This window comes from Soonwooa sp. T0.1_25, from assembly GCF_057652215.1.
In genome coordinates this window covers 67,986-82,072 of record NZ_JBYFBZ010000001.1, presented here as the reverse complement: position 1 = coordinate 82,072, position 14,087 = coordinate 67,986, and the positions used below count along the sequence as shown (strand labels likewise).

The window sequence follows — 14,087 nt, the reverse complement described above, 5'->3', positions numbered from 1 at the left end:
AGTGGTTTTAATTTTTATAAATCTTTTCCGAGGAAGTAAAGTCCCTTCAATGTGTGAAGCCTATCCGCTAAATGGATTTTTTCGGTTAGAGGTTTGTAAACATGGCTAACGCCGCCAGTTGCAACAACAAAACAATCATCGTTAACTTCAGCATTTATTCGGTCAATAAAACCTTCTACCATTCCTAAAAATCCGTAAACCATACCGCTTTGCATACATGTTACGGTGTCGAGTCCTAGAACAGATTTTGGTTTTTTAAGTTCAATTTCTGGAAGCTGCGCCGTTTGATTAATCAAAGAATTAAGAGAAGTGATAATGCCTGGCGCAATGATAACACCCAGTGTTTCTCCAGTTTCGGTGACGCAACTTGCGGTAAGTGCCGTTCCAAAATCGAGGACAATTTTCTTCTTAGCGGGATAAAGATTATGAGCTGCAACTAAATTCGCATAAATGTCAGTTCCCATTTGTTTAGACTTCGCTTGTACACCAGATGGCGTTGTGCGATCCACCAAAACAGGTTTTTTCCCATGGATTTTTTCCACCGCACTCGATATATCTCTTGTTAGTTGAGGTACAACCGAACCAATGATAATTTTTTCAATGCTTTCTGGCTCTATTTTGTAGGTTTGATAAAGCATTAGAAATTGCGCATACATTTCGTCTCTCGTGCGATAAGGTTTGGTATTAATTACCCAAGAAATGTCGCAATTATCATCATCGAAAAGTCCGAAACGAATGTTAGTGTTACCTATATTTATTACAATTGAATTCATTAGTTACTTGCTATCAAAGCTTTATTATTGATTTTAAACTAAATTTTTAGAGCTAATTTTTTTAATATAAAAATTACTTAACCTCCAGATAATTATCTTCGGGATTAACATCTGCTAATCTTTGGCTAAAATCTATACCCATCGCAGAGATTTGCTCTTTTCCGTAAGGGATTGTAAAGCTGTATTCTTGTTGTGTCCAAGGCCAATAGGCCAAACTTTGGATGGGGCCATAGATGTCGGCTTTTTTCCAAGTATGTGTCATATTCAACGGGATGTTATAATTGATCACTTTTTTATCTTTAGTCAAGATGCTAAAATCAATAGGCATTGGCGTTGCACCTTTATTGACAAGTGTAATCGTTGTTGAGTTGCCATCGTATTTTACATTTTTAATACCGTAATCAATTGTCTTGGTCGTATTGATCCAGTAGTTATAAAACCACTTGAGATCCATCCCTGAAACTTGTTGTGCGATATGCATAAAGTCACGCTCTGTTGGGTGTTTCATCGCCCAATCGTCATAATAACGAAGCATTACTTTGTTTAGATTATCTTCACCAATAATGTAACCTAATTGTACTAAAAATAACTCTCCTTTAACATAGGAAGCAAAAGAATAAGCCGTTCCGTTATCGTGATGGTCTGCGAACCAAACTGCAGGTTCTTCTTTTCCTGTTTTGGTAAAATCAGCATATCGCGCAAGACTTTCTACGAAAGGATTTGGTTGAGGCGATTTTGGCGGAAATAGCTGATTCATTACAAAGTTCTCGGCATAACTTGTAAAACCTTCGTCTAGCCAAGGTTTTTCACTTTCGTTGGTTGCTAACATTTGCTGGAACCAAGAGTGCGCGCCTTCATGAAACATTAGTCCACAAAGACCTTGCAAAGATTTTGATTCACCTAAAATCATGGTACACATTCCGTACTCCATGCCGCCGTCACCACCTTGTATGAAAGAGTAAGAAGGCCATTTATAACGGCCGAATTTGTTATTCATGATTTGGAAAAACTTTGTTACATAAGGTTTCGACTCTTCCCAATATTTAGTTTTCTCAGATTTCTGATACACAAAGTATACTTTTGGACCATCTAAAATTGTGAAGCTGTCAACAGAATAATCGCGATCAGCAGCCCACGCAAAATCTAACATGTTTTTCGCCGTCCACTTCCAAGTTACTTTGTTGTTGGCATCAGGTTTTAAAGTTGGATTCTTAGTATAACCAGCGACCTCGTTAGGATTTTCTAAAGTGCCACCTGCACCAATTATGTAGTTTTTATCGATTTTAATATTGATGTCAAAATCAGCAAAAGGCGCATGGAACTCTCTTCCGACATAGTCAAAAGTTGCCCAGCCGTCGTAGTCGTATTCAGCAATTTTTGGATACCATTGTGTCATCGTCATATCGACACCTTCGCGGTTGTTACGACCAGCGCGACGAATTTGCATCGGGATATTGGCGTCCCATTCCATCGTGAAAGTTGCTGTAGATTTAGACTTTATTTTTTCAGGAAGATAAACTTTCATTATCGTCTCCTGAATTTCGAATTTCAATTCTTTACCATTCAGTTTTATCCAATGGATATTTTGGCGACCTTCTTCATTTTGTGGGATGCTCGCTAATCGGCTGACAACGCCATTTGCCGTTTTTGCCGCCAATCTTCCGTCGGCATTTACACCTTGGTTTTGTACACGTTGATCCATCATCGATCCCGCCTTAAATGCGTTCCAATACAAATGAAAATACACCACATCCAAGTCGTCTGGCGAATTGTTGGTGTACTGCAAGGTCTGCTTACCTTGGTAGGTGAAATTGGTTGCATCGACATCGATGTCCATTTTGTACTTCGCATATTGTTGATAATAAGCGTCTTTTTGCGCTGATAAAAACAACGAACAAAGTACCAATAACAAAGAAAATTTCAAGTTTTTCATAACAAATTTTTTAGGGCGTGTCCCTTTGTTTTTTCTCCATGGCTAAAGCTCTCATCCAAAAAAACAAGCGGGTCGCTACGTTCGCTTCAATCTTTGGTTTGTCGCTCGGACGACTCCGCTACGCTCCGTCGCCTCACTCCAACCCAAAGGATTTCCGCTGCCATCGCTCACGCAAACACAACTTTTTATTTCAAATTTTCTCAAAAATACTTAATTAATCCTGAAAACAGGGTACAATCTGTGGGTTTTCTCGTAATAAGGCGAGTTTTTGTAGACCCAATCCAATTGTGCTGCGCCATCTTGAGCAAATTTAGGATCCTTTGCTTTTTCTAACTCGAAAGCCGTTTTTAGCGCTTTATCATTATTAATTAATTGCTCAGCCGTATCTTCAAAAACATAAGCCGAATAATATTCTTTTTGACCAAGAATAGCATCGAAAAAATTCCAGTTAAAATAAGAATCCACGGCTTCGGGTTCCAAAATTTCGAGTAAGAACTTCATGCCGTTTTGGTTGAGATTGAGAAGCACGTCACCAGTACGGAAAGTCTTTTGCGTATTTTCTTTACCAACAACAGTTTCGTAATGAAGATAATGACCTTCGTATGGATTTTGCACCGTTTTAAAATCTCGAATTCGATATTGCTCAACAGAAATTAAACTGTCTTTTTTAATGGTTTTCATTTCGATGTTATTTAGTTTTAAAAGGTCAATAACATGATATTCGGATTGCGGAATCACATAATATTTCGGGATTTTCACAAAACTTATTGGTGTGTAAGTGTCGTAATACAAAATCGGTTTTGAGAATTTTTTGTTTCTATCATAATACAGCCTTGGCTTCCCCGAAATGACGCTTGGCTTATATCCAGCTTCAAAACCTTTAAAGTCCAGTTGACTGTATTTTGTAGAATCCAACTTCCAACGAAGCGGATAATCTTGACCTATTTTGTATTCGTTGCGAGCTTCTTGGCGCTTTTGTTTTATTTGTTGATAATTTTTTTCCATATAATTAATGCTTTCCAACATATAATCATAAGTCACGGCAACACGATCTTTATAAGGTTTTAGCATGTGTGTTTCCACAACGGTTCCAATCGAGTTAAACAAAGTCGTGTAGCCAGTCGCATAACGTGGCGAATCTACAAAAGCAGGGAATCCTTTATCTGGAACATCTCCATGAATATTAACATAAGGCACCGAAAGAATATTGCGTTCCGTAAAAGTTTTTAAAATTTCGGGTTGCATATTTTGATGAAAATAATTGCCAAGCGGTTTTCCTAAACGCTCTTTATTCGTTGAAATATAAGTGAAAGTATATTGATAATCTGCGCCATTGCTAACGTGATTGTCAATAAAAACATCAGGCTGAAAATATTGATAAATCTTCTGAAAACTCCAAGAATTCTTAGTGTCCGTTTTTATAAAATCTCTGTTAAGATCGTAGTTGCGGGCGTTTCCTCGGAAGCCATATTGTTCTGGACCATTTTGATTGGCACGCGAAAACTGTCCACGATTCATCATGCCGCTAACATTATAGGCTGCAATTGCTGCAATCAATATATTTTGTGGAGCCTTTAGTTTTTTTGTTGCAAAATCACGCATCATCGCCATGGTCGCATCGATGCCATCTGGTTCTCCAGGATGAATTCCGTTGTTGATAAGCAACACAGATTTGGTCTTGATAAGAGTTTCAACATCTTGTTTGTAAGGATTAAATATCACAACTTCGATAGGCTCGCCGTTGTCATCTTTACCCATTTTTAGATAGCTGATAGTTTTAAAATCCTTTGCTAATTGTTGGTAGTAAGAACGCATCGTTGCGTAAGTTGTTGTTTGGTTGCCATTGCCTTGTTCGAAAGGCGTTTTGTAAGATTGTCCCCAAAGAATTGTCGAGACAAATAGGCTTGCGATAAAAATTGCTTTCATAAAAGAAATCTGATTTCGAACTCAAATTTAAGAAGTAATTTCTTTTATGACCAATGTTATAATCTTATTTAAAACTAAATTTTTGAGTTTTCCAAAATGAGTTGATCAATGAGTTGAACACTTTTTTCGAAACGTTCTTGCCAATTTCCAGAAATTTCGATGAAGTCAATGTTAGATTTTTGGAGATGCTTTCGATGATGAATATCAAGGGCATTTCGGTCAGATTCGTTGAGTCGAGTTCCGTCTTGAAAGTAAGGCGCATCTGCTGAAAGATATAAATAAAGATTGGCCTTTTGTTCTGCTTTTATATAATTAGGAATATCTAATTCTTTATTAAAAATGAATTCTGAATATGATTCTGTAATACGGAAATCTGTATCAATAATGTTTAAGTAATTGTTTAAATTAGATAATTTAATTCGTTTATAATGTTCAAGGTATATTTTTGAAAGATCATTAAATTCGAAATTTTTAGAATCATCAACAATATCCCGTCCTGCTTCAAGAACAAAATTACAATTATAATGTTTTGCTAGCTTTACGGTAAGCGTGGTTTTGCCTGTGCTTTCGGTTCCTAGCAAGACGACTTTTAACGAAAAATATTTTTGAACAGCCTTTGGTAAAAATTCCCAATGTTTGTAAATGTTAGCTCGGATTTCGGAAGCAGAAATATGATGTTTAAGTCGTTTAATATCAAATAATTGATGTTGAATATTCATTAATTCTGCAATCATTTCTCCATAAGGTTCAGACGTGACAACTCTTTCAAAATCAGGGAAATAAGTTTTAAAAACCTCACTCCACTGTTTAGAAACTTCCCAAGAAGCTTCTGACGTATTGGCGTAATCTTCTTCTTTGTATCTGAACACAATAACTTTTAATCGGTCGTTGTTAGTAAAACTCTCTTCAATCCAATTTTTTCTTAGTTCGCCCGAAAGTCGTTCTTTTTCTTCTGCGCAAACCATAACTTCTACATAATTATTGTTTTGTAAAGCAAAATCTATCAAAGCTTTGTGTCCAAAATGAAATGGGTAAAACTTTCCAAATACGAAGGTTTTCATGATTAGAATGCTTTATATTTAATACTTATCATAAAGTTTCTTGGCATTTGTACAAAGTATTTTGCGGTGCCATCCGGCTCAACGTAAGCGTGATTAAAATATATATTATTGAAAATATTATTGACAAGAATACCAACTTCCCATTTTGTAAAATTGTAGAATGCGGCTGCGTTTACAAGTTGAGAAGATGGGATTTTTTTATCATTCGCAAAATTAATAAAAGATGTTGCTTGGTAACGATAACTCGCTTGTAGTTGCAAAGCATTTTTTACATATTTAATTTCTTGATTTACAATTAAGTTAGGTGTTAGTATCGGAGTAAAACTTTCAGTTCTTTGTTTGATTTTTGAAGACATCCAAGAGCTGTTATTTGATAGCATCCAATTGTCATTAAGCTTATAATCAGCTGAGAACTCAAGTCCCATTCTGTAACTTTTGTCCACCTTGTTAGTTAGTGCAATTCCGTTAGGTCCAAATTGTCCGTTTAAAACAATTTCATCTTTAAAATTCATGAAAAAAACATTCGTAGTTATTTTTAGTTTGTTACTTAAATAACGATATCCAAACTCGTAATCTGTAACATATTCTGGTGTTGTCGTACCCAAAATTAATTCATTGTTCTCGTCAATCGATAAATTATCATTTCCTGCAAAAATGTCGTTTCTAGTTGGTTCTCTTCCAACTTTTCCTAGACTGAAATATAGTTCTTGATTTGATTTTAGGCTATAAGTTATTCCAAATTTTGGGTTTAAAAAATCCCATTCTAACGGTGTAAGTTCTGCGTCACCTTTGTAAGAGAATTTTGCATGACGGTATTGAAGGCTTACAGAAAGTTTTAATTTTTCCCAGTGATAATCTGCCTTTGCAAAAGCGCTAAAGTCATTTTTATAACCTGTATTTTCGTAAAGTTGGCCTAATTGCTTTTCTGTGAAAATATGGTCGCGATTATACCAATTGGCATTAACTCCACTTTGTACTTTTAAGTGGTTCCATTTTGTTTCTAAATTTGAATAAAAACCGCCAAAGTTAGATTGGAAACCATAATTGTAGATTTCAGCATCTTCTTGAAGTCCGATAAAGTTGTTGAGGTTAAAGTCATAATTTCCTTTTAAAAACGTGTAATGAACCGAATTTTGCCAAGTTGTATTTTGCCCAAGTTTAGTTTGATTTGATAATTGGAAAAAACTCTGGAAGAAATGATCTTTTTCGTTTCTATTTGCATTGGTACGAGGATCCTGATCAATTTGTTCTTTGGTAACGCCTAGCCAAGCCAAATCGTTATTTTGATTTCCGATAACTGTGTTGAATTTCCACGTAGATTTCGGATTAAAAATACCTGTGCTTATCATTGCAGATTGCCCATGATTGGTCGAGTTATACTTGTAACCTCCGTTGTATATTTCGCTAAATCTTACGTGGATTGCCTTATTTTTTACCAAACCGGAAGTGTATTTAGCATAAGCTCGAAATGCATTGTAAGATCCGTAATCTGTCCCAAATTCTAATGCTCTTTGATGAAGATTTGGTGCATTAATTTGTAAACTTCCACCATAACTGGCCGTTCCGTTTTTGCTGAGTCCAATACCTTTTTGAATTTGCAAAAAGTCAACGGAATTAAAAAAATCAGGGAAGTTAGAAAAATAAGCACCTTGATCTTCTGGCTCGTTCATGGGAGCGCCTTCGAAGTTAACATTAACGCGTGTCTGATCGATGCCTCGAATTCTGTAATATGAATATCCGTTGTTGCTACCAGTATCCGAGTAGGCGGTTACAGCAGGGAGTTTGTTGATAAGAAAGGGAAGTTCTGTACCATTATTCTGAACGTCTTTTTGTGGAAGATAATTGAGGTAATTGACTGCATCTAACTTTTTGGCTTGGCTTATAATAACAATACTGTCAATATTTTGGATGCTATCTTGTTTTTGAGCATTAGTTTGAATAGCTACAAACAAAAAAAGGATTATGATTAAATGTTTCATTTTGTGTTGATTTTACACAAATGTATAATTGATTTTTTAACTTTCAAAATTTTAATTAATGTTTATTTTACGCAAATATTTAAAATGCTGAAAATCAATCTATAAAATTAAATTTCGAAATAAAAGCCTTGTTGTTCTAAACTCTGATATTTCTCTTGATTAAATTGAAATAGTTTAGCCGGTCTACCGCTTCCTTCTTTTCTTAAATTTTTTGTTTCGATTAGAAGATTGTAACTCATTACTTTTTTTCTGAAATTACGACGATCAATGTCTCTTCCCAAAATACTTTGGTAAAGACTTTCTAGATCCGAAAACGCAAATTCAGTTTTTAAAAGATTAAAACCAATCGGTTGATATTGGATTTTAGTTCGTAGACGCTCTAAGGCTTTTGTAACAATCGTTAAGTGATCGAATGCGAGATTGGGAAGATTATTAATACTAAACCACTGTGCGTCCGATGCATCTGTGGAAGCTTTAAGGTCGTATGATTTTGGATTAACAAGACCAAGATAAGCCACCGAAATAACGCGATTTCTAGGATCCCGATTGAGTTCTCCAAATGTGTATAGCTGTTCAATGAAGGTTGTGTTGACACCAGTTTCCTCGTGAAGTTCCCGAGAAATAGCTTCCTCCAAAGTTTCTTCATTTTTTACTAAACCACCAGGTAATGCCCAAGAGTAGAGGAAAGGTTCTATATTTCTTTTAATTAAAAGAATGTGCAATTCTCTATTTTCGAAATACCCAAATACAACTGCGTCAACGGCTACTTTTATATTTTGCATTTTGTGTTATTTTCACGCAAAGATAGGTTTTATTAAGTTTGTTATACCAGTCTTTTAAATATTTTAGACATACAAGATTCAAAAACATTAGTAAATTTGTATCTCAAAACACAAAAAAATAGAACTATGAGAAGTTTAACTATTATAGGTTTGGTCCTATTTGGGATTGCAGCTTTACTATTTTACGCAACAACCAATTTTTCTATAGGAGAAATGAAACTGTCCCACTTTATGGGAATTATGGCCGGTGTCGGTTTGGGTTTGATAATCGGAGGAATTGTTGGCTATGTGAGTAAGGGAAGTGCTATTAAGGAGGATGAGCGTAGAAAAGCTTATAAGCAATTAGAAAAAGATAAGTTGGAGCTTGAAAAGCAACAACAAACTTTGGCTAAAGAACTTGAAGAGGCGGCTAAGCAACAAAACAAAGAGCAGAATTATTTGTAATTCTGCTCTTTTTATTTAATGAAATTTTTTTATTAGAAATTGTAACCCAAACCTAGGATAAAGAAGCTTGGTCTATTGTCATAGTTTATCTCTGTATTGTTACCACCAACTGTGTTGATGAATTTTCTTTGATCTTTAGAGAAGGCTCCTTCGTATCTTGCATTGATAACGAATTTCTTAAGTGTTACATTTGCACCAAATTGGTAACCAACACCAAAGTCTTTAGTTTCTGATTCTGTAAAGTTTTCAAACTTATTGTCTTTTGAAGTGTTAACTGAAAAAACAGGACCAACAAAAGCGCTCAAAGTTTCTCCCATTAGATTGTAACCTAACAAAACAGGAATGTCTATTCTATCGTTTTTAGCTTCAAGTTCTATATTTTTACCAGCAACAGGGTCATTAACTTCAACAGAGTTTTTGATACTTGTGTAATAGATTTCTGGCATTACAAAAAGAGAAGTTACAGGAAGATTAATTTTAGCAGATAGACCAAAATTAAATCCAGTGTTGCTCTTTCCGTTGCTTTCCCAAGCATTAGAAGCTGTGTTTTTAATATCCTTCCATTTTGCTGAAGACGTATTGAACAAAAGGTTAGCTCTCGCTCCTAGTGTAACTTGAGAAAATGCTGCAACACTTGCAAACATTGCCATCGCTGTGATTAATTTTTTCATGAATATATAATTTTACGTTAAACTTGTTTGATCATTTTCAAGCATAAAATTTCTTAATTGCTTGAACAATTCTGATGAATAAACGAAGTCAATTAAGTTTTTATTCTTAGCTGTGGCCAAAATATCTTTATTGCCTTCCCATTCTTTAACACCGAGACGAAGATACAAAATCTTTTCTCCAATGGTCATTACCGAGTTCATATCGTGGGTGTTAATGATGGTTGTAGTGTTGTATTCTTTTGTAATTTCCATTAAAAGATCATCGATAACATTAGATGTATACGGATCTAGACCAGAGTTAGGTTCGTCACAAAAAAGATACTTCGGATTGTTAACAATTGCTCTCGCGATGGCAACACGTTTTTGCATTCCACCAGAAATCTCTGAAGGGAATTTTCTATTGGCATTTTGCAAATTAACACGCCCAATTACTTCTAAAACTTTACGTTTCTTTTCACGGAAAGTCATATTCGTAAACATATCTAGCGGAAATTGTATATTCTCCTCAACAGTCATCGAATCGAAAAGTGCACTTCCTTGGAAAACCGTTCCAATTTCTGATCTTAATAATTGCTTTTCGTCACGAGACATATCAACAATATTACGACCATCAAATAAAATAGCGCCACTTGTAGGTTGATACACATTAAGTAAACTTTTCAGGAAAACCGTTTTCCCAGAACCACTTTGTCCGATAATGAGATTAACTTTTCCTGTTTCAAAAGTTGTAGTAATACCTTTAAGAACTTCAGTTCCGTCAAAGCTCTTTTTTAAATCTTTAACTTCAATCATTAGCTTAAAAGCATTTGGGTTAATAATAAGTCACAAATAATAATTGATACGATTGTCCAAACAACCGCCTGCGTACTTGCCCGACCAACTTCCAATGAACCTCCTTTTACATTATATCCAAAATAAGCAGGAATTGTGGCAATTAAAAAAGCAAAAACTGCAGTTTTCAAAAATGCATACCAAATAAAGAATGATGGCATATACATTTGGATACCAGTAATATAATCTGCTTCCGTCCAGTTTTTAGTAACGATACCTGCAATATGTCCGCCCCAAATACCTACAGATATACTTATTGCAATTAATAAAGGATTAAAAATAACGCTCGCAAAAATTTTAGGTAAAATCAAAAAATTTGGAGAGTTAACACCCATAATATCTAGTGCGTCAATCTGTTCTGTAACACGCATTGTTCCTATACTTGAGGCAATATATGATCCTACTTTACCTGCAAGAATTACCGAAATAATCGTTGGTGAAAACTCAAGGACTAAGACAACCTTTGTTGCATATCCAATAAAGGATAAAGGAATCGGAAAACTAGAAGCTGAGAAATTGTTAAACATCTGGATGGCTACAACTGCGCCCACGAAGAAAGATGTGAAAAGTACCAATCCAAACGAATTAACGCCTAGGTCGTATATTTCTCTCATGAGTAGCTTCATGAAAACCTGCATTTTTTGCGGTTTGCTTATTACTTTTCCTAACAAGAGAACGTATTCGCCTATTGCCTTAAATAATCTTCTAAACATTTTGTAAAATTAAACTTTTTGCGGAGATTATCGTGCATTTTTATCTCCAACAATTACCAAGTATATGGTTTTGAGAATAATAACAAAATCTAGGCTAAAGCTCCAATTTTTTACATAAAAAGCGTCGGCAAGTGCTCTTTTTTTCATTTGGATGTTCATGTCGCCATCATCACCACGTAGTCCATTGACTTGGGCAAGTCCTGTTATTCCTGGCTTTACAAGACTTCGAATACTGTAACGACTAATCTTTGGTTTGTAAAATTCGTCAACTAAAAGCATGTGTGGCCTTGGTCCGATAACAGACATTTCGCCCTTAAAAACGTTAATAAATTGTGGCAGTTCGTCGATGCTAGATTTTCGAAGAAATTTTCCAAGTTTAGTAATGCGTTTATCACCGACTTCTGTTGTTTTGGTTGTGGAATCTGCATTGTTGACCATTGTACGGAACTTCCAGCATTCAAAAATTTCTTCATGAAAACCATAACGCTTTTGTTTAAAAAAGATAGAACCTTTACTGTCTAACTTTATTAAAATAGCAATAATGGGAAATAGCCAAGAGCAAATTCCAAATAATACAACTACTGAAAAGACAATATCAAAACATCTCTTTAATAATGCATTTGTGAAATAATCCAAAGGATATTTAGTAGGAGATAGGATTGGTAAGGTTACAATATAGTTAATGTCGTATTCAAAAAAATTATTCTGAATGATATTCGGTACTAATGAAATAATGACTTTGTTACTTTCAGCAGCAAGAAAAATTTTTCGTTCTAAATCTGCGTTTAAACAATTTTCAGAAGGAAGAAAAACAGTGTGGATTCCTTCTTTCTTCCAAAAATTAATAAGCTTGTCTATATTGTAATTTTCTTGTGGGTATTCAAAAATCTTGTAACCATAATCAGAACGAGTTTCAATGATTTCTCTTAGGATTTCCGTTGAACCATTTTCACCAATGAACATAACGTTTCGGTGGTTTTTCCCCAAAGTTCTGATGTACTTTAAAAGAGAAAAAACCAAGCTTTTAAAAGGAACCATCACTAAAAGCATGAAGCCAGCTAGATAGAAACGTTCTGTTTTTAAAAATTCGTTATTACTTACCTTTCCTAATAGAATGACACCCAAAAAGAAAATGAAGATGTGAACAATAATCCTCTCGAGGTAACTAGTAAATGTTAAGCTCCTTGGGACATCATATAGCCGAGTACGTCCACTCAACAGGATCCAAAATAAACATAATAAGGCTGTAGAAAGTAGATTTTGTTCAATCTCAACCGAGTCGTATTTCCATTCAAAATTTCGATAATAAAATATCACAAAAACAGATGCTACTAGAATCATATCTAATAGTATCATAAGGCTTTTAAAATATCGAGAATATCGAAGTTTTTGCATCTACATTATAATCAATCCGCTAATATAATATTTTTTTTAAGGAATATTTAAGTATTTATGCGTTTGGATTGAGGAACGCCATTCTGGATGTTCCAATATAAAGTCGGTTATCTTCGGATAATTAGCATCTTTTTTACTCCATTCACTTTGTAAAAACAATTCGCAGTTAGGATTTACCTTTGCGGCTTGTTCTTCAGCGAATTTTAAATCACTGTTGTTAAATACGATGACTTTCAATTCATTAGCTACTTTGTAGATGTCTTCTAATGGTAAGCCTGTCTTTTTAGGAGATAATGTAATCCAATCCAATTGTCCCGACATCGGATAAGCGCCAGAAGTTTCGATATGAATGGTGCAACCAAGTGATTTTAACTTAGATGTTAGTAAATCTAAATTCCACATCAAGGGTTCGCCACCAGTTAATACTATAGTTTTACAATATTTGGCTGCGGTTTCCGCAATTTCTTCGGTTGACATTAATGGATGAAGTGTCGGATCCCAACTTTCTTTAACATCACACCAATGACAGCCAACATCGCAACCACCTAATCTAATAAAATAAGCTGCTTTTCCAGCATGAAATCCTTCTCCTTGAATAGTGTAAAAATGCTCCATCACTGGGAGCATTTTACCTTCTTTTAATAATAAATCTTCTTGTTCTTTAGTCATTATAAACTGAAGTTTTGTAAGCGATAATCGTGTTTTTCATTAACATCGCTCGTGTCATGGGACCAACACCACCAGGTACTGGCGTTATCCAACTTGCCTTTGCAGCGCAACTGTCAAAGTCTACGTCGCCTGCAAGATGATAACCTTTTTCTGAGTCGTCGTCAACACGTGTAATACCAACGTCAATAATTACAGCGCCTTCTTTGATCATATCACCTTTTAGGAAGTGTGGATCGCCTAAAGCGGTAATCACGATATCTGCTTTTTTAGTATATTCTTCTATATGTTGTGTGTAAGAATGCGTCAACGTCACAGTCGAATTCCCTGGGAAATCTTTTCTCCCCATCAAAATGCTCATTGGTTTTCCAACGATGCGACTACGACCAATAATTACACAATTTTTTGCTTTTGTTTCAATATTGTAGCGCTCTAGCAAAGTCAAAATTCCAAAAGGAGTTGCAGGTAAAAACGTGTCCATTTCTAAAGCCATTTTCCCGAAATTTTCTGGGTGAAAGCCATCCACATCTTTTCTAGGGTCAATTGCCATAATGATTTTTTCTTGGTCAATTTGCTTTGGTAAAGGTAATTGAACAATAAAACCATCCACTGCTTTTGATTTGTTAAGTTCATCAATTTTTTCTAAAAGTTCAGCTTCAGAAACTGTACTTGGGAATTTGATTAAACTTGAACTAAAACCAACTTCCTCACAATCTTTTACTTTGCTATTGACATAAGCTTTACTTGCGCCATTGTTACCAACTAAGATGGCAACTAAGTGTGGAGCACGTCTTTTGCTAGCCAAAATTTTTTCGACCTCCTCGCGGATTTCTTGTTTAATTTCTTTTGAGACTTTTAGTCCGTCTAAGATTTGCGCCATTTTTCTTTCTTTTTACTTTTTATATTAGAATAT

General features: G+C 35.0%; 13 protein-coding genes. 1 reads left to right on the top strand and 12 read right to left on the bottom strand.

Going from position 1 to position 14,087, the window contains the following annotated elements:
* Positions 1-14 precede the first annotated feature (14 nt).
* The 6 genes from AC23MB_RS00375 to AC23MB_RS00350 all read right to left on the bottom strand — a co-directional run bounded on the left by AC23MB_RS00375 (position 15) and on the right by AC23MB_RS00350 (position 8,454).
* Positions 15-773: a type III pantothenate kinase gene (locus AC23MB_RS00375; RefSeq protein WP_079667735.1), complete on the bottom strand. Its 759-nt coding sequence runs from the start codon at positions 771-773 to the stop codon at positions 15-17.
* Positions 774-846: 73 nt separating this feature from the next.
* Complete coding sequence (locus tag AC23MB_RS00370) at positions 847-2,706, bottom strand: M1 family metallopeptidase (protein WP_487786253.1); 1,860 nt, start codon at positions 2,704-2,706, stop codon at positions 847-849.
* A gap of 210 nt (positions 2,707-2,916) precedes the next feature.
* On the bottom strand, positions 2,917-4,632 hold the full coding sequence (locus AC23MB_RS00365; RefSeq protein WP_487786252.1) for a M14 family metallopeptidase: 1,716 nt from the start codon (positions 4,630-4,632) through the stop codon (positions 2,917-2,919).
* A 74-nt stretch (positions 4,633-4,706) separates the two neighbouring features.
* On the bottom strand, positions 4,707-5,693 hold the full coding sequence (locus AC23MB_RS00360; protein WP_487786251.1) for an AAA family ATPase: 987 nt from the start codon (positions 5,691-5,693) through the stop codon (positions 4,707-4,709).
* 2 nt (positions 5,694-5,695) lie between these two features.
* A complete protein-coding gene (locus AC23MB_RS00355; protein ID WP_487786250.1) occupies positions 5,696-7,672 on the bottom strand; it encodes a TonB-dependent receptor in 1,977 nt (658 codons plus the stop codon).
* A gap of 107 nt (positions 7,673-7,779) precedes the next feature.
* Positions 7,780-8,454 carry an NUDIX hydrolase gene (locus tag AC23MB_RS00350; protein ID WP_487786249.1) on the bottom strand — a complete coding sequence of 225 codons (675 nt, stop codon included), beginning with the start codon at positions 8,452-8,454 and terminating at the stop codon, positions 7,780-7,782.
* Between the two features lie 126 nt (positions 8,455-8,580).
* On the opposite strand from AC23MB_RS00350, the gene AC23MB_RS00345 reads away from it, so the two are divergent.
* Complete coding sequence (locus tag AC23MB_RS00345) at positions 8,581-8,898, top strand: hypothetical protein (protein WP_312324469.1); 318 nt, start codon at positions 8,581-8,583, stop codon at positions 8,896-8,898.
* A gap of 32 nt (positions 8,899-8,930) precedes the next feature.
* Here AC23MB_RS00345 and AC23MB_RS00340 read toward each other — a convergent pair whose 3' ends face one another.
* The 6 genes from AC23MB_RS00340 to AC23MB_RS00315 form a co-directional block, all read right to left on the bottom strand.
* A complete protein-coding gene (locus AC23MB_RS00340; protein WP_487786248.1) occupies positions 8,931-9,569 on the bottom strand; it encodes an outer membrane beta-barrel protein in 639 nt (212 codons plus the stop codon).
* A gap of 12 nt (positions 9,570-9,581) precedes the next feature.
* Entirely contained in the window at positions 9,582-10,361 is a 780-nt protein-coding gene (locus tag AC23MB_RS00335; protein WP_312324466.1) for an ABC transporter ATP-binding protein, read from the bottom strand.
* A complete protein-coding gene (locus AC23MB_RS00330; protein ID WP_313028526.1) occupies positions 10,361-11,113 on the bottom strand; it encodes an MlaE family ABC transporter permease in 753 nt (250 codons plus the stop codon). Before AC23MB_RS00330 ends, AC23MB_RS00335 begins: the two co-directional genes overlap by 1 nt.
* A gap of 27 nt (positions 11,114-11,140) precedes the next feature.
* Positions 11,141-12,469, bottom strand: coding sequence for an exopolysaccharide biosynthesis polyprenyl glycosylphosphotransferase (locus tag AC23MB_RS00325; protein ID WP_374330304.1), 1,329 nt, complete (start codon positions 12,467-12,469; stop codon positions 11,141-11,143).
* A gap of 75 nt (positions 12,470-12,544) precedes the next feature.
* Positions 12,545-13,177: a 7-carboxy-7-deazaguanine synthase QueE gene (locus AC23MB_RS00320; protein ID WP_312321644.1), complete on the bottom strand. Its 633-nt coding sequence runs from the start codon at positions 13,175-13,177 to the stop codon at positions 12,545-12,547.
* Positions 13,170-14,054: a bifunctional 5,10-methylenetetrahydrofolate dehydrogenase/5,10-methenyltetrahydrofolate cyclohydrolase gene (locus AC23MB_RS00315; protein WP_312321643.1), complete on the bottom strand. Its 885-nt coding sequence runs from the start codon at positions 14,052-14,054 to the stop codon at positions 13,170-13,172. The genes AC23MB_RS00320 and AC23MB_RS00315 overlap by 8 nt, the downstream gene beginning before the upstream one ends.
* Positions 14,055-14,087 lie beyond the last annotated feature (33 nt).

Coding starts and splice junctions, on each gene's coding strand:
- AC23MB_RS00365 (WP_487786252.1), bottom strand. CDS start 4,632: ATGAAAGCAATTTTTATCGCAAGCCTATTTGTCTCGACAATTCTTTGG.
- AC23MB_RS00375 (WP_079667735.1), bottom strand. CDS start 773: ATGAATTCAATTGTAATAAATATAGGTAACACTAACATTCGTTTCGGA.
- AC23MB_RS00315 (WP_312321643.1), bottom strand. CDS start 14,054: ATGGCGCAAATCTTAGACGGACTAAAAGTCTCAAAAGAAATTAAACAA.
- AC23MB_RS00320 (WP_312321644.1), bottom strand. CDS start 13,177: ATGACTAAAGAACAAGAAGATTTATTATTAAAAGAAGGTAAAATGCTC.
- AC23MB_RS00350 (WP_487786249.1), bottom strand. CDS start 8,454: ATGCAAAATATAAAAGTAGCCGTTGACGCAGTTGTATTTGGGTATTTC.
- AC23MB_RS00340 (WP_487786248.1), bottom strand. CDS start 9,569: ATGAAAAAATTAATCACAGCGATGGCAATGTTTGCAAGTGTTGCAGCA.
- AC23MB_RS00370 (WP_487786253.1), bottom strand. CDS start 2,706: ATGAAAAACTTGAAATTTTCTTTGTTATTGGTACTTTGTTCGTTGTTT.
- AC23MB_RS00325 (WP_374330304.1), bottom strand. CDS start 12,469: ATGATACTATTAGATATGATTCTAGTAGCATCTGTTTTTGTGATATTT.
- AC23MB_RS00345 (WP_312324469.1), top strand. CDS start 8,581: ATGAGAAGTTTAACTATTATAGGTTTGGTCCTATTTGGGATTGCAGCT.
- AC23MB_RS00330 (WP_313028526.1), bottom strand. CDS start 11,113: ATGTTTAGAAGATTATTTAAGGCAATAGGCGAATACGTTCTCTTGTTA.
- AC23MB_RS00360 (WP_487786251.1), bottom strand. CDS start 5,693: ATGAAAACCTTCGTATTTGGAAAGTTTTACCCATTTCATTTTGGACAC.
- AC23MB_RS00355 (WP_487786250.1), bottom strand. CDS start 7,672: ATGAAACATTTAATCATAATCCTTTTTTTGTTTGTAGCTATTCAAACT.
- AC23MB_RS00335 (WP_312324466.1), bottom strand. CDS start 10,361: ATGATTGAAGTTAAAGATTTAAAAAAGAGCTTTGACGGAACTGAAGTT.